The sequence below is a fragment of the Streptomyces umbrinus genome (assembly GCF_030817415.1).
Taxonomy (GTDB): domain Bacteria; phylum Actinomycetota; class Actinomycetes; order Streptomycetales; family Streptomycetaceae; genus Streptomyces; species Streptomyces umbrinus_A.
The window spans coordinates 11740001-11766971 of the sequence record NZ_JAUSZI010000002.1 but is presented as its reverse complement, the minus strand read 5'-3'; the positions used below and the strand labels follow the sequence as shown (position 1 = coordinate 11766971).

Annotated in this window: 22 protein-coding genes and 5 pseudogenes; 14 read left to right on the top strand and 13 right to left on the bottom strand. The window is 66.8% G+C overall.

Features of this window, described 5'->3' with window-relative positions:
• The first annotated feature begins 9 nt into the window (after positions 1–9).
• From QF035_RS52390 to QF035_RS52365, 6 genes are all read left to right on the top strand, one after another.
• Positions 10–954 (top strand): AraC family transcriptional regulator, encoded by a 945-nt coding sequence (locus tag QF035_RS52390; protein WP_307530010.1) that lies wholly within the window; start codon positions 10–12, stop codon positions 952–954.
• Between the two features lie 615 nt (positions 955–1569).
• Positions 1570–2658 carry an LLM class flavin-dependent oxidoreductase gene (locus tag QF035_RS52385; protein WP_307530008.1) on the top strand — a complete coding sequence of 363 codons (1089 nt, stop codon included), beginning with the start codon at positions 1570–1572 and terminating at the stop codon, positions 2656–2658.
• Complete coding sequence (locus tag QF035_RS52380) at positions 2655–3323, top strand: NADPH-dependent F420 reductase (protein WP_307530006.1); 669 nt, start codon at positions 2655–2657, stop codon at positions 3321–3323. Before QF035_RS52385 ends, QF035_RS52380 begins: the two co-directional genes overlap by 4 nt.
• Before the next feature lie 76 nt (positions 3324–3399).
• Complete coding sequence (locus tag QF035_RS52375) at positions 3400–3792, top strand: GNAT family N-acetyltransferase (RefSeq protein WP_307530004.1); 393 nt, start codon at positions 3400–3402, stop codon at positions 3790–3792.
• Between the two features lie 124 nt (positions 3793–3916).
• On the top strand, positions 3917–5224 hold the full coding sequence (locus QF035_RS52370) for a glutaminase (RefSeq protein ID WP_307530002.1): 1308 nt from the start codon (positions 3917–3919) through the stop codon (positions 5222–5224).
• Positions 5225–5360: 136 nt separating this feature from the next.
• Positions 5361–6203 carry an alpha/beta fold hydrolase gene (locus QF035_RS52365; protein WP_307530000.1) on the top strand — a complete coding sequence of 281 codons (843 nt, stop codon included), beginning with the start codon at positions 5361–5363 and terminating at the stop codon, positions 6201–6203.
• A gap of 462 nt (positions 6204–6665) precedes the next feature.
• On the opposite strand, the gene QF035_RS52355 is transcribed toward QF035_RS52365, so the two are convergent.
• From QF035_RS52355 to QF035_RS52350, 3 genes and pseudogenes are all read right to left on the bottom strand, one after another.
• Positions 6666–6875 (bottom strand): hypothetical protein, encoded by a 210-nt coding sequence (locus tag QF035_RS52355; RefSeq protein WP_307529998.1) that lies wholly within the window; start codon positions 6873–6875, stop codon positions 6666–6668.
• 175 nt (positions 6876–7050) lie between these two features.
• Positions 7051–7257, bottom strand: a pseudogene (locus QF035_RS56080) (ABC transporter substrate-binding protein); the annotation flags it as partial.
• A gap of 120 nt (positions 7258–7377) precedes the next feature.
• A complete protein-coding gene (locus tag QF035_RS52350) occupies positions 7378–8034 on the bottom strand; it encodes a hydrolase (RefSeq protein ID WP_307529996.1) in 657 nt (218 codons plus the stop codon).
• 820 nt (positions 8035–8854) lie between these two features.
• Here QF035_RS52350 and QF035_RS52345 point away from each other — a divergent pair.
• A complete protein-coding gene (locus QF035_RS52345; protein WP_307529994.1) occupies positions 8855–9118 on the top strand; it encodes a hypothetical protein in 264 nt (87 codons plus the stop codon).
• Between the two features lie 53 nt (positions 9119–9171).
• Here the strand turns inward: QF035_RS52345 and QF035_RS52340 are convergent, their stop codons facing one another.
• Complete coding sequence (locus QF035_RS52340; protein WP_307529992.1) at positions 9172–9924, bottom strand: SDR family NAD(P)-dependent oxidoreductase; 753 nt, start codon at positions 9922–9924, stop codon at positions 9172–9174.
• Positions 9925–10037: 113 nt separating this feature from the next.
• On the opposite strand from QF035_RS52340, the gene QF035_RS52335 reads away from it, so the two are divergent.
• On the top strand, positions 10038–10997 hold the full coding sequence (locus QF035_RS52335) for an AraC family transcriptional regulator (RefSeq protein ID WP_307529990.1): 960 nt from the start codon (positions 10038–10040) through the stop codon (positions 10995–10997).
• A 455-nt stretch (positions 10998–11452) separates the two neighbouring features.
• On the opposite strand, the gene QF035_RS52330 is transcribed toward QF035_RS52335, so the two are convergent.
• The 5 genes from QF035_RS52330 to QF035_RS52310 form a co-directional block, all read right to left on the bottom strand.
• On the bottom strand, positions 11453–13597 hold the full coding sequence (locus tag QF035_RS52330; RefSeq protein WP_307529988.1) for a hypothetical protein: 2145 nt from the start codon (positions 13595–13597) through the stop codon (positions 11453–11455).
• Positions 13575–13943 (bottom strand): hypothetical protein, encoded by a 369-nt coding sequence (locus tag QF035_RS52325; RefSeq protein WP_307529986.1) that lies wholly within the window; start codon positions 13941–13943, stop codon positions 13575–13577. Before QF035_RS52325 ends, QF035_RS52330 begins: the two co-directional genes overlap by 23 nt.
• Complete coding sequence (locus tag QF035_RS52320; protein ID WP_307529984.1) at positions 13940–15430, bottom strand: PrsW family glutamic-type intramembrane protease; 1491 nt, start codon at positions 15428–15430, stop codon at positions 13940–13942. Before QF035_RS52320 ends, QF035_RS52325 begins: the two co-directional genes overlap by 4 nt.
• On the bottom strand, positions 15427–15681 hold the full coding sequence (locus tag QF035_RS52315) for a hypothetical protein (RefSeq protein WP_307529982.1): 255 nt from the start codon (positions 15679–15681) through the stop codon (positions 15427–15429). The genes QF035_RS52320 and QF035_RS52315 overlap by 4 nt, the downstream gene beginning before the upstream one ends.
• A gap of 98 nt (positions 15682–15779) precedes the next feature.
• On the bottom strand, positions 15780–18092 hold the full coding sequence (locus tag QF035_RS52310) for a serine/threonine-protein kinase (RefSeq protein WP_307529980.1): 2313 nt from the start codon (positions 18090–18092) through the stop codon (positions 15780–15782).
• Between the two features lie 314 nt (positions 18093–18406).
• Here QF035_RS52310 and QF035_RS56330 point away from each other — a divergent pair.
• Positions 18407–18822: pseudogene (locus QF035_RS56330) on the top strand (winged helix-turn-helix domain-containing protein); the annotation flags it as partial.
• Positions 18823–19047: 225 nt separating this feature from the next.
• Here QF035_RS56330 and QF035_RS52300 read toward each other — a convergent pair.
• Entirely contained in the window at positions 19048–19368 is a 321-nt protein-coding gene (locus QF035_RS52300) for a hypothetical protein (RefSeq protein ID WP_307529976.1), read from the bottom strand.
• Positions 19369–20236: 868 nt separating this feature from the next.
• Positions 20237–20458 (bottom strand): annotated as a pseudogene (locus QF035_RS56075) (hypothetical protein); the annotation flags it as partial.
• A 583-nt stretch (positions 20459–21041) separates the two neighbouring features.
• On the opposite strand from QF035_RS56075, the gene QF035_RS52295 reads away from it, so the two are divergent.
• Positions 21042–21452 (top strand): hypothetical protein, encoded by a 411-nt coding sequence (locus QF035_RS52295; RefSeq protein WP_307529973.1) that lies wholly within the window; start codon positions 21042–21044, stop codon positions 21450–21452.
• 228 nt (positions 21453–21680) lie between these two features.
• On the top strand, positions 21681–21938 hold the full coding sequence (locus QF035_RS56325) for a winged helix-turn-helix domain-containing protein (protein ID WP_444968443.1): 258 nt from the start codon (positions 21681–21683) through the stop codon (positions 21936–21938).
• Positions 21939–22317: 379 nt separating this feature from the next.
• On the opposite strand, the pseudogene QF035_RS52285 reads toward QF035_RS56325, so the two are convergent.
• Positions 22318–23469, bottom strand: a pseudogene (locus QF035_RS52285) (IS701 family transposase); the annotation flags it as partial.
• Positions 23470–23828: 359 nt separating this feature from the next.
• A complete protein-coding gene (locus QF035_RS52275; RefSeq protein WP_307519909.1) occupies positions 23829–25037 on the bottom strand; it encodes an ISAs1 family transposase in 1209 nt (402 codons plus the stop codon).
• 7 nt (positions 25038–25044) lie between these two features.
• Between QF035_RS52275 and QF035_RS52270 the strand changes: the two genes are divergently transcribed.
• From QF035_RS52270 to QF035_RS52260, 3 genes and pseudogenes are all read left to right on the top strand, one after another.
• Entirely contained in the window at positions 25045–25593 is a 549-nt protein-coding gene (locus QF035_RS52270; protein WP_307529971.1) for a transposase, read from the top strand.
• 177 nt (positions 25594–25770) lie between these two features.
• Positions 25771–25953 (top strand): annotated as a pseudogene (locus QF035_RS52265) (ISAs1 family transposase); the annotation flags it as partial.
• Positions 25954–26057: 104 nt separating this feature from the next.
• Positions 26058–26930 carry an ISAs1 family transposase gene (locus QF035_RS52260; RefSeq protein WP_307529970.1) on the top strand — a complete coding sequence of 291 codons (873 nt, stop codon included), beginning with the start codon at positions 26058–26060 and terminating at the stop codon, positions 26928–26930.
• Positions 26931–26971 lie beyond the last annotated feature (41 nt).

Below are 26971 nucleotides of genomic sequence, written 5' to 3'. Positions count from 1 at the left end.
CGTAGGACTATGGACGACAACAAGACGGCATCTTTCTCGCTCGACTCACGCCGTGCGGCCACGACCGGTCGGGACGACTTCGAGCGGAGCTGGCGTACCCATGTTGGAGACGGGTTCCCCCTCCCCCGGTTCAGCGCGGCGACAACGACCGACTTCCGGCTGCGCTTCCGTGCCGCCAAGGTGCGCGACGTGGCGATCACCAGCGTGGACGGGGTGTCGGCAGCACAGACGGCGGACGGACCAAGTCATGACGCCGATCAGGTACGCCTGTGGCTGGTGCGCAGCGGAGCCTGGGCGCTGGGCAGCAGACGAAACACTGTGGAGCACACCGTGGTGGCGGGGCGTTTCCTGCTCCGGCATGCCGGGCGTATGCATCACTTCGCTCTCCCGCCCCACACGAGAGCGCAGTGCATCGTGTTGCCCGCTGCGCCCTTCTCCCTCTTACTCGGCGGCCGGGAAGTCGCCGGTCGCGCCGACGCCGCCGAGGTACGTCTCCTGGTAGCGCACGCCAACATGGTTGAGGAGACGCTGCCCGATCTGAGCCCGGCCGGTGTCCAGGCCGCACGGGACACACTGATCGAGCTGGCCACCGCGGTGACGCATCACGGCTTCGACGACGTGAACACCCGCCTTGCCCCGGCCCTCGCCCAGGCGGCGAAGAACCTCGCGGAGGAGCGGCTCGCCGACGTCGATCTCTCGTCGGCGATGCTGGCCCGGGAGCTGAACGTTTCTGTGCGTACTCTGCAGCGCGCGTTCGCAGCGGGTGGAGAATCGGTGACCGCATACATCCGGGAACGGCGCTTGGAGTCGGCCAGGAAGGCGCTGGTGGTGTCTCGGCTGACCGTCTCGGAAGTCGCCGCGCACTGGCAGTTCGCCGACGGCAGCCACTTCAGCCGCGCCTTCAAGCAGCGCTACGGACTGGCACCCAGCGAGTACGTCCGGAAGAACACCTGATCAGAGGCTGACCGCCGCTGGGTTCGCCGGGTTGTGACGACCGTCGGAGACCAGCTCGTGACCGTTGAGGTCATCTCATTCGATCTGTTCGAAAGCGGGTTACCGCTCCGCGACGAAGCCCACGGGCGCGCCCTGTGCCCGCTCCCGGCGCAGAGCATGGGTCACGTCTCGCCCGAGGTGGTGACCAGCGCACAACCGGCAGTTGGAGCCAACGCACAGAGGCTTCGCCGATTGTGGAGCGACTCATTGTCCAGTCAGGATGTCGACGATCACCGTTGGTCTGGAACACCGGCCGGCGAACGGCCCGAACAAGCACCGGTCGGCCCGGTTGTGGACCAGGCACCAGTTCGCTGACGTGCAGCTGCACCAGCCATGCCACGATCTGGTTGACACGACAACCAGGAGGGTGCCATGTTTACGTGTCAACTAGATCGGCGGAGGTGGTGCGGGTGAAAAAGGGGACTGCGACACGAGTCCTGCTGTTCGGGTTGAAAAGCGGAGGTCATACCTGCACCTCATGAGCGGGCGGGAGATCGAAGTCCCGGTCGGCCGGCACCGACGTCCCGCCCGGTCGTCACGAACCGTGCACTGCCACGCCCCGACACAACGAAAGCGTTGAACGAAGTGAACACGAGGGATGTCTCGCAAATCGAGTTCGGCATCGACAGCTTCGGAGACCGGCCCCGAAACGACCAGGGCATGATCGTCTCGCACGCGCAGGCGATCCGCGCCGCAGTGACCGAAGCGGTCCTTGCCGACCAGGTCGGCATCGACGTGGTCGCCTTGGGTGAGCACCACCGACCCGAGTACGCGATCTCCAGCCCTGAGACAGTACTGGCGGGCATCGCGACCGCCACCGAGCGCATCCGGCTCGCCTCGGGCGTGACAGTGCTGTCCTCGGACGACCCGGTGCGCGTGTTCCAGCGGTTCGCCACGGTCGACGCGCTCTCCAACGGCCGGGCCGAGGTGATCCTCGGACGTGGTTCCTTCACCGAGTCGTTCCCCCTGTTCGGGTACGACCTGAAGGACTACGAGGTGCTGTTCGAGGAGAAGATCGACCTTTTCCACCGTCTGCTGGACGAGGGGCCGGTCACCTGGGAAGGCACCACGCGCGCCGCCCTGCACAATGCGGACGTGTACCCGAAGACCGATTCAGGACGCCTCAACACCTGGGTAGGGGTTGGCGGGACACCGCAGTCCGTGCTCCGCACCGCTCAACACGGCTTCGGGCTCATGCTCGCCATCATCGGCGGCGCCCCCGATCGGTTCGCGCCCTACGTGGATCTGTACCGGCGTGCCAGCGAGGAGTTCGGCACGACCGCACAGCCGATCGGAATGCATTCGCCCGGCTTCGTCGCCTCCACCGACGAAGAAGCCAAGGAGCTCTTCTACCCTGGGTACAAGGAGATCCGCGACCGGATCGGGGGGCAGCGCGGCTGGCCGCCGCTCCGCCGGGAAGAATTCGACGCCGAGGTGGACCGCGGGTCGCTGTATGTCGGCTCGGTTGAGACGGTCGCGACCAAAATCGCCCATGCCGTCCGAGTACTGAACGCGGGCCGGTTCGACATGATTTACTCCGCCGCCGGCACCGTTTCAGCCTCCGCACGTCTACGTTCGGTCGAGTTGTACGGCACCCAAGTCATCCCTCGGGTCCGCGAGCTTCTGACCGAGCAGCCCGCGGCCACGGCGGGAGCGACACGATGACCCGCCCCGTCACCACTGTCGGGATTCTGGGAGCCGGGAAACTGGGCACCGTCGTGGCGCGCCTGGCGGTCGCCTCCGGCTGTCGAGTCCTGATCTCCGGGTCCGGTGACCCCTCCAAGATCGCGCTTACCGCCAAGATCCTCACCCCCGGAGCGACCGCCGTGTGGCCGGCCCAGGCCGCGGAGGCCGCCGACGTGGTGGTCCTCGCTCTCCCGCTCGGCAAACACCGCGACCTCCCGGTCCCGAAGCTGGGGGGAAAGCTGGTCATCGATGCGATGAACCACTGGTGGGAGGTCGATGGTCCCCGCGAAGCGATCCTCCCGCCCGACACCTCTTCGAGCGAAGTCGTTCAACGGTTCCTGACGGCCGCACGTGTCGTGAAAGCCCTCAACCACATGGGCTACCACGACCTCGAAGACGGAGCTCGTCCGTCCGGCAGCCTCGGACGCAAGGCCATCGCGATCGCCGGTGACTCGCCCGAGGATCTCGCCGTCGTGTCTGCGCTGGTCGACACTCTCGGATTCGACCCACTCACCATCGGCGATCTCGCGGCGGGCGTCCGGCTCGAGCCCGGAACCCCCGCCTTCGGAGCCAATGTCGACGCCGACCGGCTTCGCGTGCTTACCGCCGCCCCTGCTCCGACAAGACTCTTCGAGCACTCATAACAGAAAGACAGAAGCACCTCGGCCGGACCGGAGAACTGTGGCCACGCCGTGACGCTCTCTGAAGAAGGGCAGTCAGATGACTCAAGGGTTCACCCACAACACCAGTGCATCCGTGACGGTCGATCTCGATCTCGCCAGCCCGATCAGCGCCTACACAATTGTTCGCGCCGACGGAACACCCGTCGGCACAGCCGACTTCGTCGTCATACCTGGCGCAAGCGAAGAACGAATATTCTTCCATACCGAGGTGTGCCAGGATTTCGGTGGACGTGATCTGGTTGCGCTGCTCATAAGCAAGGCACTCACAGACAGCATTCGTGAAAACATCACCGTCGTGCCGCTGTGCCCGATGTTCGCTCGCCATCTGCAGGTGCAAGGCGACGAATTCATCGCGAACGGTGGTGCGTTTCGCCAGCCGACACCTGACGACATAGGAGTAATCACGCGCGCCGCGCTCGGCGAAACGTGAGGTAATCCCCCGGGGTTGCATCGGCAATGTGCCGCCGTGAAGCGCCGCCAGATGCAGCCTGGTACTAGGTCGGACGCAACGCGGTTCTCACAGCGTGAAGATTGCAGCTATGCATGGAGGACGAATGCGGCCAATCATTCCCGACTACCTGGCCGAGGCACTGAGAGATGTGGAGTCGGACACGTCCGGAGATCCGGCGGGATACATCCCTGAGCTCGCGACAGCGGACACCGAGCGCCTCGGTGCGGCCTTTGCCATGATTGACGGAGAGGTCTATGGTGCCGGTGACATCGATATCGAATTCACAATCCAATCGATCTCCAAGCCGTTCATATATGCGTTGGCCCTGTCTGATCGCGGATTCGACCCTGTGCTCGCCAAAGTCGGGGTCGAGCCGTCCGGAGAGGCGTTCAACGAGATCTCTCTCGAGAGCGATACGGGGCGCCCCCTCAATCCCATGATCAACGCCGGCGCGATCACCGTGCACTCACTGGCCGGCGCGGAGGACCTCAATCCGACAGAGCGTGTGGAGCGTGTGCTCCACGGCCTGTCGGCGTTCGCCGGTCGTCGGCTGAAGATGGATGAGGCGGTATGTGCGTCAGAGATGGAGCACGCGCACCGCAACCTCGCCATTGCACACATGCTCCGCAGTCACAACGTCCTCACCAAGGACCCAAGGGCCGTCGTGGACGGCTACACCCGCCAGTGTTCCGTACTCGTCACCACCCGAGATCTGGCCATGATGGCTGCGACGTTGGCCAACCGTGGGATAAACCCTCTCTCGGGTGAGCAGGTGGTGCCGGAACCGGTGGCGCGTCAGGTGCTGAGCGTCATGTTCAGCTGTGGAATGTATGACGCCGCTGGTGACTGGGCAACCCAGGTCGGTATTCCGGCAAAGAGCGGGGTGGCCGGGGGCCTGATCGGCGCGCTCCCCGGACAGATCGGCATTGGCACGTTCTCACCACGACTGGATAGTCACGGGAACAGCGTTCGCGGGGTGTCACTGTTCGAACGATTCTCTTCAGACATGGGTCTGCATGTGATGGAGGTCCCGGCCGCCGCGCGTGCCGTCGTGCGGTCCAACCATGTCGTTGGCAGCGGACCGAACGCGCTCCGGGTCCTGCAACTGCAAGGTGGCATCGGCTTTGCCGGAGCCGAGAGAGTAGTTCGGAAAGCCATGGACATCTCACCTTCGGAAGTCAGGGTGGCTGTGGACCTGACAAGGGTCTATTCGATCGACGACGTGGCACGGCGCGTGCTTCTGGAGGTCGCGCGCCGGCTGACGCTGAATGGTCACGAGGTCTACCTCGTCGACCCGGAATCGATCATGCCCGATCCCGATCCCGGCGTTGGCGGCCGAGTCACACTCGTGGACAATATGGATCACGCTGACCTACACGCCGCGATCACGGGAGGAGGTCAGGGCGGTTGAGCGCGCATGATGGAATTCGCACCCCACCGCAGACCGATGCGGAACGGCGAGACCTCTGACCGCCTCCGACAACACACAGTTTCCACATACAGATATGGGCCTGCGTTCGTTTCGTCGGCCAGAAGGGAAAGAGATCATGGGTTACATCACCGTCGGCACGGAGAACAGTACGCCGGTCGAGCTCTACTACGAGGATCAGGGTTCTGGGCAGCCGGTCGTCCTGATCCACGGCTACCCACTGAACGGGCACAGTTGGGAACGTCAGACGCGCGAGCTGTTGGCCCAGGGCTATCGGGTCATCACCTATGACCGTCGTGGCTTCGGCCAGTCGTCGAAGGTGAACTCCGGTTACGACTACGACACCTTCGCCGCTGACCTGAACACAGTCCTTGAGACCCTCGACCTGCAGGACGTCGTCCTCGTCGGTTTCTCGATGGGCACCGGGGAACTCGCCCGCTACGTGAGTCGCTACGGTCATGAGCGTGTCGCGAAGCTCGCCTTCCTCGCCTCGCTCGAGCCGTTTCTCGTCGCCCGCGACGACAATCCCGACGGGGTGCCGCAAGAGGTCTTCGACGGCATCGCCGCGACCGCAAAGGCGGATCGGTACGCCTGGTACAAGCAGTTCTACGCGGACTTCTACAACCTCGACGAAAACCTCGGCACCCGTATCAGCGAGGAGGTCGTGACCGGTAGCTGGAACGTCGCGATCCGCAGTGCTCCGGTGGCTGCGTACGCTGTGGTACCGGCATGGATCGAGGACTTCCGCGCCGACGTCGAGGCGGTCCGCGCGAGCGGCAAGCCCGCACTGATCCTGCACGGCACAAAGGACAACATCCTCCCGATCGACGCCACTGGGCGCCGATTCCACAAGGCACTCCCCGAGGCCGACTACGTCGAGGTCGAAGGAGCGCCGCACGGCCTGCTCTGGACCCACGCCGACGAGGTCAACATCGCGCTGCGCGACTTCCTCTCGAAGTGACGATGGATGACCGGCTGTTCCCCTGACGGCTTCTCATGACGCGGAACCGCCACATACGCCCCTCGAACGCGGGAGGGGTACGACATGCCGTGGAGCACTCGCCAGCTTGCTGAGCCGGCGGACACGACGGTGAACACCGTCCGCCACTGTCACCGTCTCGGTCTGCTCGATGAACCGGAGCGCCGGTACAACGGATACATACAGTACGAGGTGCAGCACCTGGTGAGGCCGGCGGTCCTATGCACTCGGTGCAACGTCGGTCGTCACGAAGGGTGGTGTGCCGCTGTCACCGGCCAGCGACGCCGAGGGCGCCACGGCGGTCGACGATGAGACCACACCCTGGCCTCCGGAGGCTTGGAGGGCCGCGTCGACTCCCCGCGGAAGATGGCCGACCCTCGGGCCGACGAACGGGCCGCCGGAATCCCCGGCGGCCCGTTCTCGAAAGGCTGCGATCGGCCTCCGTCACTCGGCGGTGAGAGCTTCCGTGTAAGGGAAGTTGAGGTTGCCGGAAGAAGATTCCGGTGGGGATACGATGATCTGCCTCGCCCCGTTCCGGAATTGACCGACCTCATGGCCGGAAACTTCCTGGAACTGGACCTGCAGGACACCCGGTTCCGGCGACTCGCCCTTGGCGCCGAACCTGACATCGCCCATGACGGTCGGGAAGGTCACCTGCCGCGCGTACGCCGAGAGGCTCGCGTCGTCGAGACCGTCCTTGGGCGACCACCTGCATCTGCGCATAGGCGAGTGGAGCCATGTAGTGCCCGTAGTTCACGAAACCGTTGATCAGCGGGCCGAGCCTCGTCCTCACCGCCGTGTTCTGGGGTCCGATCATGGCACCGTCGGCCGGCTTCGGCCGAACGTGATGAAAACGGATGGTGCGCGCCAGGCCTACCGAGTCGACCAACCAGGAACACAGGAACAACAGGTCACTGCCGCTTTGGGCGACCGCGTCACATACGGGAGCAAGATCCTCCGTCGACAGCGGATACGTGGCTTCGTGAACCACCTGTATGCCGTACTTCTCGGCATTCGACTTGGCGCCGAGAATCGGCTGTTGACGTCCTGGCGCCCGATTTCATGAGCGAGACGGGCCGACCGGCTGTTGTCCGCGAGGGGACCGGTTGACGACAGGCAGTACCCGATACGGATCGGTGCCGACGTAGCGGCGCTGTCATGCCTCGCTTCCGGTGGGCGTGGCCAGGAGTTGCATCTCCCAGGCGAAGGCCACACCGCTGGCACCGCCATGCTGCGCCTGGACCTCGGCCACGCCCTCCACGGTCTTCTCGCGGGCCCAGTCGCGCTGCCACTCGCCCAGCACGGCCATCCAGGTGATCGGGGCCACGCCCGCCTGGATCATGCGCTGCACCGCCATGTCGTGGGCCTCCTTCGAGACGCCGCCCGACGCGTCGGTGACGACGAAGACCTCGAAGCCCTCGCCCGCCGCCTGGATCGCCGGCATGGCCACACAGATCTCCGTCCAGAGGCCGGCAATGATCAGCTTCTTGCGTCCTGTCGCCTTGACGGCATCCACGACGCGCTCGTCCTGCCAGGTGTTGATGAAGGTCCTGTTGATCGGCTTCTGCTCCGGGAACACATCCTGCAGACCCTGGACAAGAAAGCCACCGCGCTCCTCCAGGACGGTTGTCAGAATGGTCGGAACGTCGAACACCTTGGCAGCCTTGGCGAGCCCGACAGCGTTGTTGATGACCATCGTCGGTTCGTGGCTGTGCAGGTTGGCGACCTGGAACGGCTGGTGGTCGATGAGGGCGAGGACGCTCTCCTCGGGCGTCAGCAGCGCGCCGAGTCCGGCCTTGTTCTCAGTACTCACGAGATTCCCCTTCTGGAACTTTGCGTCCGCGGGTCTCCGGCAGTGCACCGACATCTCGATGCCCCGCAGTGGCAGATACGGGCTGGCCGGACTGGCGACCCCAAACCATTTGGTTGACGCGTCACCTACGCTAAATGCTGATGATTGACACGTCAACTAACGTCGCCGTCGGGCGTTTGGGCGAGCCGGTCAGGCATGGCCATCGGCGTCCGTGAAGCGCAACTGGGCTGCCAGGCGGGGACACTGCGGACCATCAGCCGTATCCCAGTCGGTCGTCCTTGTGATCCTGACCGCGCACGACAACCACCAGCCGCGCTGGTATGCCACCCGGACTGCATGAGGCGCCGACCGCATCGCCAGCGTCCGCGCCCAGGCACCGGCAGTACGCGCGCCTGCGACGGATTCCATGCCCACCGAGGTCTGCGCAACGTGAAGTTCGCAGGTCACGGGTCTGGCGTGAGGGACGGGGGGATACTCATGCCGGCCGTCGGCGGGTGTCCACGGTGAGGATCGTCTGACATGCCGGCCGGAGTCGTTGTCGGGTTCCGCCGCGCCGAGGACCGTGCCGCTCTTACTGTCCGTCACCGGGTCGGTACAGGGAGATGCCGCGGTGAGGGCGTGGGCATCCAGGAGCTGGAGCGGATCACGGCTCGCCGGAGTGAACTGGACACGCTGGCCGAGGAGTTGGCCAGGCAGCTGCAGGAGGTCCAGGCCGGGCGAGAGGAGCTGCTGATCGCCGAGCGGGTCCTGAACCGGCTGGCCGAGCAGGACCGGGCCGCGGCGGAGGCCGCCGCGCACACCCGCCCCGACTCCCGCCCGGTTGGCGGGGCGGGCGGTCCTGCTGATCCCGCACCGCAGCGAGAATCCCGACGAGGCCGCTCCGCCCGCCGGCTGCCGCAAGATCCTGGCGATCGCGCGGGCCGCCGACGGCCCCGTCCAGGTAAGGGCGGTGGGCGAGGAACTGGGCCTTCAGGTGAAGGTGCGCGGCAAGCTGGAACGGCTGCGCGCGAAGATGACCAAGCTCGCCGACCGCTGCTGGCCGCGCAAGCGAGGCGACGGGCGGTTCACCGCACGCTCCTGGTAGTAGCGGCATAGAACCTGGAACGCTTCAGATGCCACCCACCGTATGGTGCCTGCTCAGATCTGGTTCGTGCCACCGTCGACGTAGATGTTCGCGCCGACGACGTAGCTGCTCTGTTCCGAGGCCAGGAAGGCCACGACTGCGGCGGCCTCCTCAGGCTGACCCATGCGGCCCTTGGCCACGGTCGCGGCGACATTCTCCTTGACGGCCCGGGCGGTCTCCTCGTCGCCGAAAGCGGCGGTGCCCCCGGGAGTCTCGATCCATGCCGGCGAGACCGCGTTGACCCGGATGCCACGGTCCTTGAGCTCGTTGGACCACGTCCGCGCGAAGGACCGGACGGCCGCCTTCGACGCCGCGTACGCGCCGAACGCCTCTACTCCACGGTCGCCGGCCGTCGAACCGACCAGGACGATCGAGGCTCCGTCGTTGAGCAGCGGCAACGCCTTCTGCACGGTGAACAGCGTGCCTCGGACGTTGACCGCGAAGGTCTGGTCGAAGTGCTCCTCGGTGGTCTGTTCCAGCGTCACGAACGCACCGACCGCCGCGTTTGCCACGAGCACGTCCAAACCCTCGCCTCGCGCCCGGACCGCCTCGTAGAGCCGGTCCAGGTCCTCCGGCTTCGAGATGTCGCCGACGACCGCGGTGGCCCGGTCTGCTCCGATGGTCTTGACGGCGGCCTCCAGTTCGGACTCGCGTCGGCCGGTGACGAACACGTACGCGCCCTCGTCCGCCAGCCGGACGGCGGTGGCCAGACCGATACCGGTGCTGCCTCCGGTGACCACCGACGTCTTGCCTTCCAGCTGTCCCATGTGAGTGTCTCCGTCACTGTCTCGATGCCGATCCGTTCGACATCGATACTGCGGGAGATCGGGGATACTATCCATAATGCAGAGTCCGGCGTTCTTTACGTATCGTCCAGGAGGTGTCGTCGGTGCTCGGGTTTCGGGATCCAGTGGCTGACGCGATCGGCCTGCTCCGGCCTCGCACGGTGATCGGGCCCAACCTCCGGGCCGTGGGTGAGTGGGCGTTGCGCTTCGACACGTTCTTGCACGTGCGGATCGGGGGTCTCGTGCGCGGCACGTGCTGGTTGATCCTCGAAGGGCACGAGCCGGTGCTCCTGCATGAGGGTGACACCTTTATGCTGGGCAACCCCCCGCCTTACGTGCTGGCCAGCACGCTCGACGCAAGCCCGCGCCCTGCGGAGCAGGTGTGGGCGGGTGCCCAAGACGGGTTCGTGCGGATCGGCCCGGAGTCCGAGGAGGACCTCTACCTCTGCGTCGGGCACATCGCGTTCGACGACAGTAACGCGGCCCTCCTGACCGATCTTCTGCCGCCGCTCGTGATCGTCCGCGTGGACGATCCTCATGGCGGGCGGCTCGCGCAGCTGATCGATCTCCTGGCCACCGAGGTCGGTGTCGCCGCCGTCGGCGGCCCGCTGGTGCAGAACCACCTCGCACAGATCCTGCTCGTGCACATGCTGCGTGCTCACGCCGGTCAGACAGACCGGCCCACCGGTTGGCTGGGCGCCCTGAACGAGGACGGCATCGGTGCCGCCCTGCGTGCCGTGCACGCGGACGTGGCCCACTCCTGGAGCCTCAAGGAGCTCGCCGAGATCAGCCACATGTCGCGTTCCACGTTCGCCCAGGCCTTCAAGAGCCACGTCGGGGTCCCGCCGTTGGAGTACCTGATCCAATGGCGCATGAGCCTCGCGCGCGACGCCCTCGCCCGCGACACTCTGACGATCTCCGAGCTCGCACGGGCCACGGGCTACCTGTCCGAGAGCGCGTTCAGCACCGCGTTCCGCCGCGTGGTCGGCTCATCGCCCGCACAGTTCCGGAACCAGGCACGGCAGCCACCGCGCTCGGCCGCGAACGGAAGCTGAAGGAGGCGTCCTGTGCTCAACTGCGCCGCTCACGCTGGCGACGAAGACACCAGCACACCGCCCGCCGACACCACTACCAGCGACGCGGTCACGCGTCATAAACGCGACTGTGGTACCAGCGGTGCCGCGGTGGGTGTCGACGGGGCGTAACCGGCGGGCTCCCGACGGCAGTTGAGTTTGGTGTGAAGAAATATCTTGCCGGCGGGAGATCGACGGCCCACCGGATCATGACGCCGACGGTCAAGGCCAGGAAAACGAAGGGGAGCTGACGTTCACCGGTGAAGACTTGGACACACGATGCCGGTACGCGGAGCGGACCCACGTCGTTGACGACGCCAGAAGGCATCGCGCCACAGCTGCGGCCGCCGCACTGCACACCTGGGGTGAAGTCCCCGAACGCCTGAGCCGGATGCCGGGCGGCTGGCACGGGTGCGGGCGGCTCCTCCGAGCTGAGCTCAGGAAGCGGGCCCACGCGGGCGTTTGCGGTTGCGGAAGCCGAAGACGAGCCCTCCCAGGGCGACCAGGATCACCACTGCGATGACGCCGGACCCTTCCTTCAGCCCGTCCACCTTGTCCGCGAATCCGTCCCAGAAACCCCGCGCCGGAGGGTCGGTCGAGCTGCCGATCCAGATGGAGCCGTCGGCCGCGGTCACCTGGCGGTCGACGGAGTCCCTGGCGGATGCGGCGAGTTGCGGGTAGCGCCTGGCCATCTCCGCCGCGCCGACTCTGGTCAGCGTGACGTGGGTGAGGTCAGCACCACCCACCGTGTACCGCTCGACGCGGGTGACCGTGCCGTCGCGGGTCTTGCGCGTGATGTCGAACTCCTTGTCGCGGTAGGAGTCGACGTAGGCGTCGAAGAGCTCCTTCGGGCGCCAGCCGTCGTCCAACTCGGCCGGACCCAGATCCGCGGACTCGATCACGTCGTCGAACGAGGTCCGGTGTCCCTGCTGGTGCCGCTCGCGCACCCACTCGGCGACGATCCGAGCCATGAACGCCCGGCGCAGGGGGGCGTACTCCCCTGCAGTGTTGACCGCCTTCACGATCTCGGGCAGGACGAGGGTGCGTTCGAGGTTCTCGTTGTGGGCGTCGGTGGCCGGATCAGCGTCGCACCCCTCCGCGTAAGGGTCCTCGATGTTCTCCGACTCCGTCTTCACGTCGAGCAGAGCCTTGAGGATGTACAGCGAGTCCCCGTCCGCGCGCACCTCGACCTGGCCCGGGACGATCCACGCGCGCGAGTCGAAGCAGCGGGAGCCGTCGGCCGCGGGCTTGAGCTCCCGCCAGTACCGGGCGCCCGTGGCCGTGTCCGGGTGCAGGATCTTCGCCTCCGTGCGCTTCATCTCCAGGTCGGCTTCGAGCAGGGCCCGGCCCGCGTTGGTCCGCCCCAGGGCGGGGTCGATGACGCGGTCCGGCTCCGTGGGGTTGAGGTTGACCCAGAACGCCTGCGGGTCGAGGGCGAGCCAGGTGCGCAGATCGGCGCCGAGGTTCTGCACGACACGCATGCCGAGTGCGGCGTCCTGCTGGTACTCGCCGGGGAGCGACTTGGCGGAGTACGCGTACCGCACCCCGCCCGAGCCGTCGGAGACGTACCGCATCTCCAGCGTGGAAAAGTCCACCCCGCCATAGGCGTCGGCGTCGGCCGGGGCTTCCAGCGCCTGCGCGAGACCGCCGGCTCCCTTGCCCGCCTCGCCGCAGCCGCCGGCGAGGCGGACGGTGAGGGCCAGTACGGGACCTCTGCCTCCGTTGCCCTGGGATTGAGCGCAGGTGGCCCCCGAACTGCCAGCGGCGGGCAGGGACCGGTTGGCCTTGGCCTTCTGCTCCTTCTCCTCCGCGTTGAGGATGGTGATCCCCTTGCTCGTGATGCCGTTCACCCGGTTCGCCGACGCCGATTGATCCTGTTTGGTCTCGTAGGGCGTTCCGGAGACAAACTTCTCCTCGGGGATTCCGCTGGTGCGCCGCAGGCAGGCCGGGCAGCGTCCACGGTCCGAGAATCCGGCGACGGCCTTCTTCAGGAGTCTTTTGATCGCCCCGTCCCTCATGCCGAGCTTGGAGAGGATGTGGGTCAGGCTGCGGTCGTAGATGACAATCTCGGAATGGTCGAACCCCGGGTCGTTGACCGCGACGAACTCCAGCACCGGACCGTTTCCCGAGATCCCGATCCGGTCGAAGAGGCTCTCGTTTCCCTCCGGTTTCAGCAGCCTGCCGTACCCGATGTAGCCATCCAGATACTTGGTGCCCTGCCCGAACTCACCGATGATCGCGTTCAGATGGGTGAGCTGAAACCCTGTCAGGTCGAACCAGATGACAGCGAGATTGCGGTTGCCGTCCGTCATGTTGAGGAGCTTGTGGGCCCGGAGTCCTGCCCGCCCGATCGGGTCGGCCAGGAGCTTGCGGGCGATGTCCGCGAACTCGCCTCCGACCTCGGGCTCCGGGGTGTTGGCGCCGGCCGGCGGGCAGTCGCACGCGTCCGCTCCCGGGGACGCCTGCGCCGACGGCACCAGCAGGCCGGTGCCGAGAACGGCGAGCGCCAGTAGGACGACAGCGGTCCTGTACGCCCGTACGAGAGGAGCCCGGAGAAGGCTACAGCGAGGTGTCCGCATCATGACCACCTGTTCGCCCGAGGTATCCGGAGAGGGGATCACCGTCGAGGGTTTCGGCCCTCACGCGTCCCCTGCGGAAGGCGATGACGCCACCCGCGGCGAGGGCCGATGCCGCCAGCAGGGCAAGGATTGCCGTGCCCGCCAGCGAGGTCCCCTTGGAGCATTGCTTCACGAGACCCAGGCCACGCCCGGAGTCGGCGACGTCGATCGTGGGTTTGTACTGGTAACTGACGTCGCAGGCGGACGCGGTCGGCGCGGACAACAGGAGCGCCAGGAGAGCCGCGAGAACGACGCAAGTACCCAGCGGCGCACCGGCGAACGTCTTCCCGGCGCGGGTACGGAACCTCATGACGCCACCAGCCTGTCGACGTCCGTACGGAGTCGGAGGACTTTCTCGCGCAGTTCGGCGCCCTCCCGTTCTTCCTCCGCCGGCACCTCGTCCGCCCGCGCCCGCTGCCACAGCCACCCCGCCACCTCCAACTGCGCCCGCTGGAAGCGGCGCAGGGCCAGCGCCGCGTCGCGCCCGTGCCGGCGCCAGGTGCTCACCAGCGTCCAGAACCGCAGCGCCGGATCGACCAGGAACGGCACCTCACGGACGGCGATGACACCGCCCGCCGCAGCCTCCGCCGTCACAGCGTGTCGCGCGGCGGCGGCGCGCTTCCGCAGGCCGGACCGCAACAGCAGCACGCACACGACGATGAACGGAACCTGCGGAGCCAGCCAGAGGGCAGGCGAGATCACCAACGTGTCGAGCGTGCCGCCGATGTCGACGTGACCATGGGTCAGTTTCGAGAACCAGGCCGCCAGCGTCTCGTTGGCCACCGCCGCGCCGCCCGCCGCCACCAGGCCCGCCGCGACAATCCCTCCGCGCCGCCCGCGCCCCCGAGCCCCGGCCGCGAGACCGATCCCGGCCCCGAGCAGCGCGCCGCAGACGACCTGCCCGCCGAACAATCCCGCCCCCTGGCGGATCCAGTACTCGAAGCCGCCCGTCGCGCCGTTGAACTGGCCCGTCAGTTCGCCCCACAACCGAATGAACAGGACGCTCTCGCTGAAGTTGTAGCCGAGCCCGGTGGCAGCGCCGAGCACGAGGCCCGTCACGACGTCGGTGACGCGATGCCGGAACATCATGAGCAGCAGCACGATTCCTGCGGCCCCCGCCAGCTGGTTGACGACACTCAGGTGAAGCAGCGTCAGATCGGTCGCGCGGTAGATGTCCGAGAGCTGGAAGCCCAGTTCACTGTCCATGTCCTTGCCCAGATGGCCGTAAATGGTGCCGCTCGCCAGGCTGGTGCAGGCGCGGCCGAGACCGAACTGGACCAGCGCGCCCCAGCCGAACGCCGTGAGCAGCATCGGCACCGGCAGCCGGGCGAACCCCTGGGACCGGTGCATCAGCCACAGGGCGAACGCGCTGGTGGGCACGCACGCGAGCGCGATCAGCGGGGACTTCAGGATGAAGAACAGAGAGAACAGGGAGAACGATCCGAGGAGGGCCGCGAGCGTCGCCCACGCGAGAACCGTGGCCCGGCGGCCTTCCGAAGGACCCCGGGCGGCGATCACCTGGAGGACGACACCCACCGCGATACCCGCCAGCACGCCCCCGAACGCGGCCCGGGGCACGTCGTACATCGAGCCGAGCCCCCCGAGCGCACTGCGCAGTGCGTCCTCCCCCGGAAACTCGAAGATGGTCAGCGCCGGCTCGTCCGGAAAGACCTTCGGCCGGGTGAGGTTGAGCAACAGCTCCACCAGATACAGCCCGATCGCCAGCCGGGCGATCAGCAGCGCCCAGCCACGGGCCACCGCGTCGTCGAGTTCGAGTACGGGCCTGTTGTCGGTCACGAGCCATCACCCGGCACCTCGGGCAGGCTCGGCAACACCAGGCTGGGCAGATCGGTGGGCAGTTCCAGGTCAGGGAGGGTCGGCTCCCCCGGAGCGCCGGAGGGCAGACCGGAGACGGTGGGAAACTCCGGCACCCGCGGTTCCCCGGGGTCGACGTACCCGCCGAACTGGACCACCAGGGACGTCACCAGCCCGACCGTGCCAACCCCCGCACCGATCACCAGTAATCGCAGCTGCGTATCAGGCCTCATGGATTCCCCCGTCACCATGCTGACGCCTCGTTAGACGATAGCCGAGTTCGAACACTCGAACCAACGGTTGTGCCGGGGAATTTCCCGACGCGTGGACACTAGGTCGACAGGTCGAGCGAGGCGATACCGCCGACGGTGGGCACGTACACGCGATCGCCGTGCGTGCGTTGAGTTCTGACCACAGGACGGTGGAGGACCGAGTACGGATCCGACGTGTCCGCGTACCTCAACACCCGCTTCGGCCTGCCGTTGCGGCCGACGATGTACAGCTTCTGGCCGAAGCACACGTAGGCGTGATCCCCGAAAACCGTCGGGTCGTTGTAATACCTCACGTCGCCGGCCCCCTCCAGAGCGGCGGCGTCCTGGAACGTCCACACCGTGGACCCGTCGGCCGGATCGACAGCCACGAGCGGTCCCCGGTTTGTGGTGACGGCCAGGTCGCCGAGGGCGGAGAACGTCACGTACGTCGCCATCAACGCGTTCAGGTACGTGCCCACCTCGGGGTTCATGACATGCCACAGCGGCTCGCCCGTCAGGCTGATGCCATTCACGTTCGGCTCCCCTGCGGCCGTATCCCCCCGCGACCCCACCACGAGGGTCCTGCCGACGAGTGCGGGCCGTCCGGGCGCTCTGGGGGCCTCGGCGGTCCACAGCAGGGACCCGTCCGTAGCGTCCAGAGCGGCCACCACGTCCGCCTGAGTGCCCACATAGACCACGCCGTCCGCCACCATGGGCTCGCTGGTCGGCCCGCCCGGCAGCCGTTCGTTCTCCCAGGCCACGCTGCCGTCGGGCCGGTACGCGCGAACCGTGCCGTCCTGCATGCCGGTCGTCACGAGCACCAGGTCGCCCACCGCCACGGGGAACCTGCACCAGCCGTATTCGTTCAGGTAGTCAGTGGAGGCCAATTCGCGTGTCCAGCGCACGACGCCCTGCGGATCGACCGCGCACAATGCGGTGGCGATGGGGTCGGCCAGCAGACAATAGGCGCCGTCGGCCGTGGCGAGGGGCGGCATGACCGGCTCTCCCAGGTCGGTTTTCCAGAGCACCCCGCCAGCCGGGTTCAGGGCGTGCAGGGTGCCGTCGTCACCCCCGACGTACACGATGGCGCCATCGGGCGAGAACGCCGCACAATGGCCGCCGTTCTGCCCGCCGAGCCCACCCGGTTCGTATGTCCAGGCCACCGCCGCGGGCTCCACCGACGGGGAGGCGCCGCCACTGGCGCCGCCCCGCGCCCCGGGGCCCCCGCCGTCGCGGTCTCGTAGCCACAGCCATCCGCCGGTCCCGGCGGCGACCAGCGTCCCAGCCGCGAGTCCCTGGAGCAGCCGTCGCCGTGATGGCGGTCCGGGCGGTGCCGGTGACACGGCTGGTGTGGGAGGCACAATGGTCGGAGGTGACAGCGGTGCAGGTGGTGCCGGCGGTGCGGGAAATGCGGGCGGATGGGCCGGTGGCTCCGGGATCGCGATCGTGGCGGCCGGCTCGGATTCGGGTGCGGTCTTGGCCTTGGCCGGGGTGGCGGTCTTGGCTGGAGCGGTGGTGGCCGTATACCAGCCCGGACGCCCGTTCTCGGCCAGGGACTCCGCCGTGTGCCCCGCGGCCGCGATCACCTGTGCCGGGGTCGGCCGCTCCTCCGGTTCCTCCCGCAGGCAGGGTTCGACCAGCGCCCGGATGCCTTCGGGCACCGTGGACAAGTCGAAGTCCCGGGACAGGACGCGCATCAGGACCACCGCATCCTGGCCCTCGCCGAACAGCTCGTGTCCTGCGGCGGCGTAGACGAGGACCGCGCCCAGGGAGAAAACGTCGCTGGGCGGCCCCACGTGGCTGCTGGTGCGGATCTGTTCGGGGGAGACATAGCCGGCTGAGCCGACGACACCGCCGGTGCGGGTGGACGAGGTCGTCTCCAGGGCCCGTACGATCCCGCAGTCGACGACGCGTGGGCCGTCCGCGGTCAAGAGGATGTTGGAGGGGTTGAGGTCCCGATGGACCAGGCCCTTGGTGTGGATGGCGGTGAGGGCTTCGCCGAGGGCGGCGGCCAGGACGCGTACCGCGTGTTCGGGGAGCGGGCCGTGGTCAAGGACGGCGTCACGCAGGCTGGGTCCGTCGACGAATTCCGTGGCCACCCAGGGCCGTTCGCTCTCCGTGTCGGCATCCACGACCCGCGCGATGTACGTACCGGGTCCGCCGACGGTCCGCGCCGCCCGCACCTCTTGGCGGAACCGGGCGCGGAAGATGTGGTCCTTGGCCTGTTCCGCCCGCACCAACCTCACGGCCACCTGCAGACCGGTCGGCGACTCGGCAAGATACATCTCGCCCATGCCCCCGGCGCCGAGTCTGCCCAGAACCGCGTACGGACCGATCCGCCGAGGATCCGTCTCACCTAACGCCTGCATTCCGTACCCCCCGGTATCGCTCATGCGATGCGTACGGTCGCTGAGAGGCAGCGTAACGCCGGGTTCGCGTCAGGGCGACTCATGCCGGGCGGCCGGTCCGGTTCAGTACCAAGGTGACGAGTCCGAGCAGCCCGCACCGCGAGGCGACCCCTCCCGACAGCTCGTACGACCACATTCCACGACGTCGACGGCTACTTGGGCCGTAAACGAAATACCCCTATCCGGCTTCCCCTCTCACCTCCTGGCTGTCCTCCGATCTCACTTCCTGCTGGAGATCTTCAACGGCATTGGTTACGTCGGGGTGTGACGGTTGGTGTGGGCCGCGCCATGCCGGAAGGATGAGGTATCCCGATGGCGGTGGGCTGACGGCCGAGGAGCGGGCTCGACGCCAGCAAGTCCGGCTCGCAGCCGCTGACTTGAATGAGGCATGGGCCGGCGACACAGAGGAGCCCGGCGGTTCAGAGTGACTCGGATGTCGGCGAACCGCTGGCGTCGAGCCCTGGCTTCGGGCGGTCGGCAGGCCCTGGTTCCAAGGGCCTCAGCGGCGCCCGCGGCGAGCTCGATGCGGGTCAACTGCGTGCCCTGGAGGCAGTGTTGGACGCCTGGCCCGGCTGTGTGTGGCTGGAGCGACCAGTGCTGGACGCTGGCGAGGATCGCGGAGATCGTGCGCCACCGGTTCGGCGTCGAGTGCGCCCTGGCCGGGCTCGACCTGCTGCTGCACCGGATCGGCTGGAGCGTGCAGATCCCGTCCCGCTAAGCCACCGAGCGGGAGTACGCGCTCGCCGGCCGCGAGGTTGAACCCGGCAAGCTCATTCACCATGCCGATCACGGCTGTCAGCTCAGGTTCAAGGGGTCGTTGCAACACCGCTTCACCATCTGGAATCAGGTCACCGGCGTGGCCATCGCGGCCTGAACAAGGCACCGCCAGTGCCCACACGCTGACCCGCCCAGCCCACGGACAACTTGACGATGCCATGCTCTACATACCGCTGAGGGCCATCACCAGGGCACCGACGGACAGCAGCGTCCCGACGACATAACCGGCGACACCGGCCACCATCGCCTGCGTACCCGTCAACCGTCGGCGTGTCACCAGATAGACCACGAGCCCGACCGCGAAACCGAGCAGCGCATGGAAAAGCGTCAACAGCCAGCCGGCGCCCACGGCCACGGCAACGCACCCGACAGCCAGCAGGGCTCCCGCCGGGCTGAGATCACGCCGGACGAGCGGGTACGTCATAGCACCGGCGACTACTGCTATGGCCCCGGTAAGAATGGCAATGATGTAGAAATCGCTCACGTCGGACCTCTCGCTCAGCACTGACATTTGCCTGATTGGCAACCAACATGAAGGCGTGTGCACCAGGTGGCACGTCGGCCGCACTGCGGTGGGCCACCCGGGGCCGACTCAGCCGGAAACAAGCGCTCTGTCCGAGTCAACTCGCTGGCCGGCACGTGAGTCGACTTCGTCGTCCAGCGCAGTGGCGACTCCGGGTCCTCGCGCATGCCCGGCCCGACCAGCTCCAGCGGCGGGACCCGTCCCGGATCGAGATCGGTGAGCCGTCTACGGTCTCCACCCTCCCGCCAGGCCCTCTTCAGCGGCGCCTGCCCGGAGCCCAGTTCAGCGACGTCGCGCGACAAGGCTCCTTCGTGTACACCCGCGGCCGCGACCACCGGCCTGATACCGCCCTGACCCAGCATCCGCGTTTCGCCCCCCCCTCGGCAACCGATGCTGACGCTCATCCAGATTCGGAAACTACACCTGGAACTTCGCCGCCATCGCCGCCTTGCTCTCCCCCACCGCATCCATGCCGTGTCTCTATCACATCGGTAAGAATTCGCGCAGGAATCATCACTTTATTCTTCTGCAACCGTTAGGGCGCGACCCAAGGTGACCACGCGGATCCTCCTTGTCATCCCAGCGATGCGCCAGGTACGCCCCTATCGCCGGATATCAAGAGGACGATCGCGGCGCGCACTTGAACCACAGCGACATCCCGACAGAATATTGCGCCATGATTTGAAGTGTCAGAAAGATGCAGTTGATGGGGATGTTACGGTCCGTGCGAACGTAGTAAGGAATCCCGACAAGAGTCGAGGCATGCCCCGGCCTCCGTGGGCGGCGGCGGTGAGTGATGACGTTGAACGGGTGCGGCGTCAGTCGCGGTTCAGGTGGCGCCTTCCGTGACCGATCGGCAGCGTTGAGTTCGGCGAGCGGGAAAGGGCGCAACTGGTCGAAGACAGCGGCCTGGTGCCAGCGGTCCAGGCCGCCGCCGACAGGTCTGCCAGAAGCCGAACCGCAGCTCCAAGGGCAGGAGTTGCCAGGCGACGTCGTTGTGGAGGACGTACGGGATGGCCTGTAGACACAGCCGGTCCGGCACCGGCCACGGCGTTCCTCGAACTTGCCTGCTGCCTCATCGTCCACCGACAACTCGGCTCCCTGTGTTAGCCGTTGCTACCCGTGTCCGGGAATGAGCTGGTCCACTGCATCCAGCACCTCGCGCATCGTCGCCGGCAGCCTTTGACTGGCGGCGTTGGCCCCGCTCGTGGTCAACCGTGCCTGTTAAGACCCGCATCACGCACGGCAATAACTTGTCGCAACAAAGAACACGAAATGCATGACGAAGAAGAACTTCCGGTTTACTCGGCCTCCGAGATAGCCGCCATCGCACTGGACTTTTTTACCTTTCTGACGACCCTGCATTGCCACCCTGACGATCTTGTTATGCCGCCGCCGGGAGGGTGGCCCAGTTACACGCCCGAGAAGTGCGCCGGCTTCAAGTCTGATTTCGCCATCGAAGTTCTGAGAAACCTTCCGTATCTCGACAGTCGCGCTTCGGACCACATGGACAGCTTAGGGCAAATCCACTACAAATCGCACCTGCTCGACTACACCACGTTCGATAGCGAGCGATTCACGGATCAGGAGTACCTCTGGTCGGGGGGGGTGAAGAATCGGATGGTGAAGAGCCCGTGCCCGACCATGTCTTCATCTTCGCGGAGGGCTTCGAGAGTGGCGGCCGAACCCTTTTTCTCGACGTACGAGAAGGCAAGATCTTCGAAGAAGAGATTCGGTGTGACTCTTCCGAGGGAGATCTTAAAGAATACTTCGAGGGCTTGAAGGAAAAATACCGGAATCTGGAGCTTATCCCCTGCCCCGGCGAGGAAATGATAGAGGTCAGGGCGACGGGCGTTGGTCCGGAAAAGCTGGGCGAAACGTTAAGCGAGGAGGAAGTTCTGATGCAAACCGAACCACTCTGGGGAACCCATTTAGACATTCGATATACTCGACAACTCTATCAGAACTTCGGGTGGCCGAATGCTTTTCGGAGGGACGAGGCGCTTCGTGAAATCAAAGAGCTAATAGAGAAGCGAAAATCCTAAGAGGTTGTCTCACGTGGCAAGTTTCGCGAGCTTCTTGTATTGATTCAAAACGCTTTGAGTTCAGGCTCGTTGGCGGTGTGTGAGTGAGCTGGCGGGGGATGCGCGGACCTGGTCGCCGGACGCGCAGGGGGCTATTCGGTTGCTGGCGGTGTCCGCGCTGATGGAGGGCCGGGGCCGGGTAGAGGTCACTGCCCTGTTCAGGGTGTCGGTCAAGGGCTTGGACAACTCGTGGGCGAAGAGGCAGGTCGGCGGCCGAGACGCACTGCTGTCCCGCGCGCGAGGCCGCCGCGTGGGGGAATACCAGGTTCCGTCGGAGGCCAAGCAGACCCGCTGTGCGGCAGTCCGTCCTCGATCACACCCCCCTGCGGCCTGGGGCTCTACGGTCAGCTGTGGACGCGGGCGCCGACAGGCGAACTGATCTTCAGGCTGTATCGGGTCCGTTTCACAGAGCCCGGCGTCGGCAAACACCTCAAACGGTGGGGCTGACCTTCCAGCGTCCGGACAAGCGGGCCGTCGAGCAGGATGCGGAGGGGGTCGTGTCTGGCGCGAGGAGACCTGGCCGGCGACCCGGGCCACGGCGAAGACGGACAACGGTTAGTACTCCAGTTGCGGTTCTCCATATGCCCTGGTCAGGTGGCTCTTTTGGTGTGTAATTGGCTGACGCCTCGTCAGGGCGGCGGTGGTTCGTGACTCACCCGATCGGGGTGCGCGCGGTGCTGATAGTGGCAGTGGCGGGCGACGGCCTGGTGGCGGCGTCGCCATCGGGACCAGTGGAGACGGCGCCGAGGTGAGTGGTGCCGGGCTGCGGAGGAATGGGCAAGGTCCAACAGCCTTCGGATTTCTGCCACGGTGAGGGGAACGAGGCTGCTCGAACCGTTTCTCCGGCCCCCTTTTCGAGGGCATGGGCGGTCATCGCCGCCAGGAAGGCGTGCGCGAGCATGGCCAGGGTGATGTGGCGGTACCAGCCGACGTAGCGGCGGACTTCGTACTGATCCAGGCCGCATTCGTTCTTCGCGGCCTGGAAGCACTCCTCGATGGCCCACCGGGCGCCGGCGACCCGGACGAGTTCGGCTACCGTGACGTCTGCCTGGGCGAAGGCGAGGTAGTAGGCGATCTCCTCGGGACGCGCCAGGCTGCGGCGGGCCAGAACCCAGCGGTAGCGGGTGGGATCGCAACCGTCGATGGTGGGCAGCTTGGCCGCGGCCCAGTCGTAGACCCGCGGCCCCTTCGCCCCGTCCCCGCAGGAGATCCGCTCCCACGCCTCGGCCGGGGCGCCGGCCAGGACATGGTCGATGCGCCAACTGCCCGCAGGCGTCTTGACCTGCTGGGACTTGGGCACCGCCAGGACGTATCCGACGCGGGCCTCCTCCAGGATCTGCCGGAAGTGCCACTCCTGTCCGCAGGCCGCATCGGCGGTCACCCAGGCGATCGGCAGGGCAGAGTCCAGCGCCCGCCGGACCATGGCGCGTGCGAGTTCCGGCTTGGTCGCGAAGGACCTGCCCTCCGGGATTCGGGCGGCGCGGCACCGGTCCGGATCTCCGGTCCAGGACTTGGGCAGGTAGAGCTCGCGGTCCACCAGGGCCCTGCCCTTGGCGGAGGCGCAGGCGGCGAACACCCCGATCTGGCAGTTTTCCGTGCGGCCTGCGGTGCCGGAATATTGGTGTTGTACTCCGGCGGAGATGGTGCCCTTCTTGAGGAAGCCGGTGTCGTCGACGATCAGCACACCGTCCGGCTGCCCGAGCCGCTCAGCAACGTAGTTCTGCAGGTCATCGCGGATCTCGTCGGGTTCCCACTGGCACCACGACAGCAGCCGCTGCAACCCGTAGGGAGTGGCGTTGCCTGCGTGCTCGGCCAACTGCCAGCTGTTCTTCCGACCTACCGGTCCCAACAGGCCGCGGACGTAGTCCCGCATCCGCCGCCGCGGCTCGACGCGGCCGAACCGCTCTCCCACCCGGAGCAGCAGCGACTCCAACTCGGCATCCCACAGGCCTACTTCGACATCGATCTCCGGCTCCATAACCGGTTCAACGCACCCCGATCGGGTGAGTCACGAACCACCGCCGCCCTGACGAGGCGTCAGCCAATTACACACCAAAAGAGCCATCTGACCAGGGCATATGGAGAACCGCAACTGGAGTATTAGGTCCTCTTCGGCGACCAGGTCGGCATTCCCTCGGACCAGGTCACCGACCGCACCTGGGGTGGGCAGGGGCGGACTCCGGTCGTCCGCCGCACTGGAACCGATACTCCGTGAACGCGATGTCCACGATCAGCACCCGCGGCCGGATGCGCTTCATGGTCTTCACCGAGTGGTTCGACGCAAAGGTCATGTGCCGACTTCTCGCCCGGCCCGTCGGGCACTTCGGCAGGGCTTGATCAAGTTCCGTAGGTGTCCGGATCGTTGGTGATGCCCAGGATGGGGAGTGCTCGTTGGGGTTCGTCGCGGATCGCCCGGGTGGTCTTGGCGATGTTGTCGGCTCCGAGGGTTTTCAGCACGCCGATGGCGAGGTTGCGGAGGGTCGCCATGGCCCGTGGTGCGGTTCCGGCGTGGACGGTGGAGGCGTCCTCGGCGAAGGTGACATCCCTGATGTGGTGCGAGGAGTTCTCCACTCCCCAGTGCCCGCGAATCGCGGTGGCCAGTTCGGAGGGGCGGGCTTGGTGGGCGTCGAGGCTGGTGACGGCGTAGACACTCTCACGGGTCTCGCGCTTGCCGGTCTGCTTGCGGCGGCGGTGGACGCGGATGGCCAGGCGGGCGTGGGGAAAGGCGATCCCGCCGAGTTCGTCCGCGACGGCGCAGGTCTTGATCGAGCGGGACTCGCGCCTGCCGTGCCCGGAGGCGGAGGCGGTGTGCTGGACGGCGATGTCCCGCCACGGCAGGGCCGCGAGCTGGCTGTGGGCGGTCGGCTGGTTGGTCTTGATCACGGCGATGTAGTGGGCCTTCTTGGCCTCGACCAGCCAGGAGATGTTCGTCTTGACCGAGTGCAGGGCGTCGAAGGTGACGACGGTGCCGGCCAGGTCCAGCGGTGCCAGGAGCGGTTGGAAGTGTGTGGTTTCGTTCGTCTTCGCGCCGACCTCCACCTGGGCGAGGGTCACGACGGTGCCGTGAGTGACCGCGGAGAGCAGATGCCGGCGCGTCGCGGTGAGACGGGCTGATCCCTTGAGTGCTTTGCCGTCGACAGCGATCACGCGCGGCCGCCCGGACGCGGACGGCGACGGCGCCTGGTCGGGCTCGGTGGCAGCGCGATGCCGGTCGGCCAGGTAGGCGCCCACCGCCCGGTCCAGGGCGTCACCGTCAACAGCCCCCAGCACACGGCCGATCGTGGCCGGCGACGGAGTGCGCCGCCATCTGAGCAGGTGGCGCCGGATCCCGATGACTGTCAGCAGTGCGTTCGAAGCACGCTGGCCCCACTCGGCGAGTTCGTCGATGCTCCTCGCTCCCGAGACGACCGCGCAGGCACACACCAGCAGGATCGATGTCAGCGAGTACCACCGGCCCCGCCGGGAGCGCGGGTCGGGCACCGAGTCGAAGTAGAGGCGCAGGTCAGCGACCCGACCGGCATCCAACGGACCCAGCTTCACCAACACGGCGGGAATGGGAGAAGATACAGCGGCAGGCACGGGCCACCTCATGATCATCGGGCTTAGACACCACAATGATCACGAAGCCCGTGCCTGCCCTGTTATGCACCCCAACCGGTCACAGCCCGACCAGCCGCACGCCCCCGGAACTTGCAACCGCCCTGGCACTTCGACCGGACCGGTCCACTTGATCGTCGACCGGCACTCGGCCCACCGCTCGAAGACCGTCCGGGCCTGGCTCGCCGACCACAAGGACGAGATCGAGCTGCGCTTCCTGCCTTCGCACTCACCCGAACCGAACCCGGACGAGCTGGTCAACTCCGACCTCAAACGCAGCCTGCCCCACACCCAACGGGCCAGGACCCAGTCCGAACTCGCCGTCGAAACCCGCAGGTTCTTCCACTGCCGACAACGCCAACCCCACGTCATCACCGGCTACTTCAAAGCCCCACACGTCCGCTACATCCTCGACGAACGAACCCAGTGCGCTTCCGATCAGTATGACCAACCAGACGGCTCTCGATGTCAAGCACACTTGACTTCACAGCGGGGCGCCTCCTAGCCAAGGGCTGTTGCATGATCGCCATCTGTCCGGAAGACCGGACTGGTCCGGAATCGGGGTGGACGTCCCAGTTCGGGCAGGGGTGGAACGCAGTGCAGGCACGGTCTCGGTGATCATGTGAGTGTCGAAGTCCCATGAACACTTGGCCAGTCCGTGCCTGCTCCCGCATCCTCCCCCATGCTCACCGCGCTGGGCCAACTGGCCCAGACTTCCGCGCCGGCCCCTCTGACGGACGCGGTCTGCCTGTCCGGCTTCCTGAACCCGGTCCCCGACCCACGCGTCCGGGGCCGTCGCTATCGGCTGACCGCGCTGGTGGCCGCCGCTGCGGCGAGCGTCCTGGCCGACGCCCGCTCACTCACTGCGATCACGGAATGGATCACGGACGCCCCAGCCTGGGCCTGCCGGGCCCTCGGCTTCCCCGTCGACCCGCTGACCGGCACGGTGTCCGTTCCGCACCCCACACCGTGCGCCGTCTTCTCGTCCAGCTCGACGGCGACGCCCTGGACCAAGCGATTGGAGCCTTCCTCACCGCCCGCGCCACTCCCTCGCCCGCCGGACTGCGGGCGATCGCCGTCGACGGCAAGGCCCTGCGCGGCTCGCGCACCGCCACGACCCCGCACGTCACACTGCTCGCCGCGATGGACCACACCGGCCACGTCCTCGCCCAGCGGCAGGTCGCCGACAAGAGCAACGAGATCCCCGCCTTCAAGCCCCTGCTGGACACCATCGACCTGACCGACACGGTCATCACCGCCGACGCCCTGCACACCCAGCACGCCCACGGCGCCTACCTCCGTGAACGCGGCGCCCACTACATCGCCCAGGTCAAGGCCAACCACCCCGGCATGTTCGACCGCGTCCGCCACCTGCCCTGGCGGGAGATCACGCTCGACCACCACGAGCGCACCCGTGCCCACCACCGCACGGAGATCCGGCGTCTGAAGACCACCGCCTTCGCCCACCTCGACTACCCCGACGCCCGCCAGGCCCTCCAAGTCGTCCGCTGGAGACAGGACTTCACCACCGGCAAGCTCACCATCGAACGGGTCTACCTGATCACCAGCCTGCCGCCCGGCGTGGCGACCGGCGCCCAGCTCGCCGCCTGGATCAGAGGACATTGGAAGATCGAAAATCTTCTGCACCACGTCCGCGACCGAACGTTCCGCGAGGACGACTCCAAGATCCATATCGGTCGTCTCCCGCGTATCATGGCCAGCCTGTGCAACCTCGCCATCGGCGTCCACCGCCAGGGCGACCACACCAACATCGCCGCCGCCCTACGCCACACCGCCCGCGACTGCCGCAGACCCCTGACCGCCCTCGGCCTCACCGGATGAACCCGGACAGAAAGCGATCATGCAAGGGACCCTGGCCCCTA

Bases quoted from the DNA above. Each gene is read 5' to 3' on its own strand.
- QF035_RS52390 (WP_307530010.1), top strand. From the start codon at position 10: ATGGACGACAACAAGACGGCATCTTTCTCGCTCGACTCACGCCGTGCG.
- QF035_RS52380 (WP_307530006.1), top strand. From the start codon at position 2,655: ATGACCCGCCCCGTCACCACTGTCGGGATTCTGGGAGCCGGGAAACTG.
- QF035_RS52375 (WP_307530004.1), top strand. From the start codon at position 3,400: ATGACTCAAGGGTTCACCCACAACACCAGTGCATCCGTGACGGTCGAT.
- QF035_RS52370 (WP_307530002.1), top strand. From the start codon at position 3,917: ATGCGGCCAATCATTCCCGACTACCTGGCCGAGGCACTGAGAGATGTG.
- QF035_RS52365 (WP_307530000.1), top strand. From the start codon at position 5,361: ATGGGTTACATCACCGTCGGCACGGAGAACAGTACGCCGGTCGAGCTC.
- QF035_RS52340 (WP_307529992.1), bottom strand. From the start codon at position 9,924: ATGGGACAGCTGGAAGGCAAGACGTCGGTGGTCACCGGAGGCAGCACC.
- QF035_RS52330 (WP_307529988.1), bottom strand. From the start codon at position 13,597: ATGATGCGGACACCTCGCTGTAGCCTTCTCCGGGCTCCTCTCGTACGG.
- QF035_RS52325 (WP_307529986.1), bottom strand. From the start codon at position 13,943: ATGAGGTTCCGTACCCGCGCCGGGAAGACGTTCGCCGGTGCGCCGCTG.
- QF035_RS52315 (WP_307529982.1), bottom strand. From the start codon at position 15,681: ATGAGGCCTGATACGCAGCTGCGATTACTGGTGATCGGTGCGGGGGTT.
- QF035_RS52310 (WP_307529980.1), bottom strand. From the start codon at position 18,092: ATGAGCGATACCGGGGGGTACGGAATGCAGGCGTTAGGTGAGACGGAT.
- QF035_RS52270 (WP_307529971.1), top strand. From the start codon at position 25,045: ATGGGAGAAGATACAGCGGCAGGCACGGGCCACCTCATGATCATCGGG.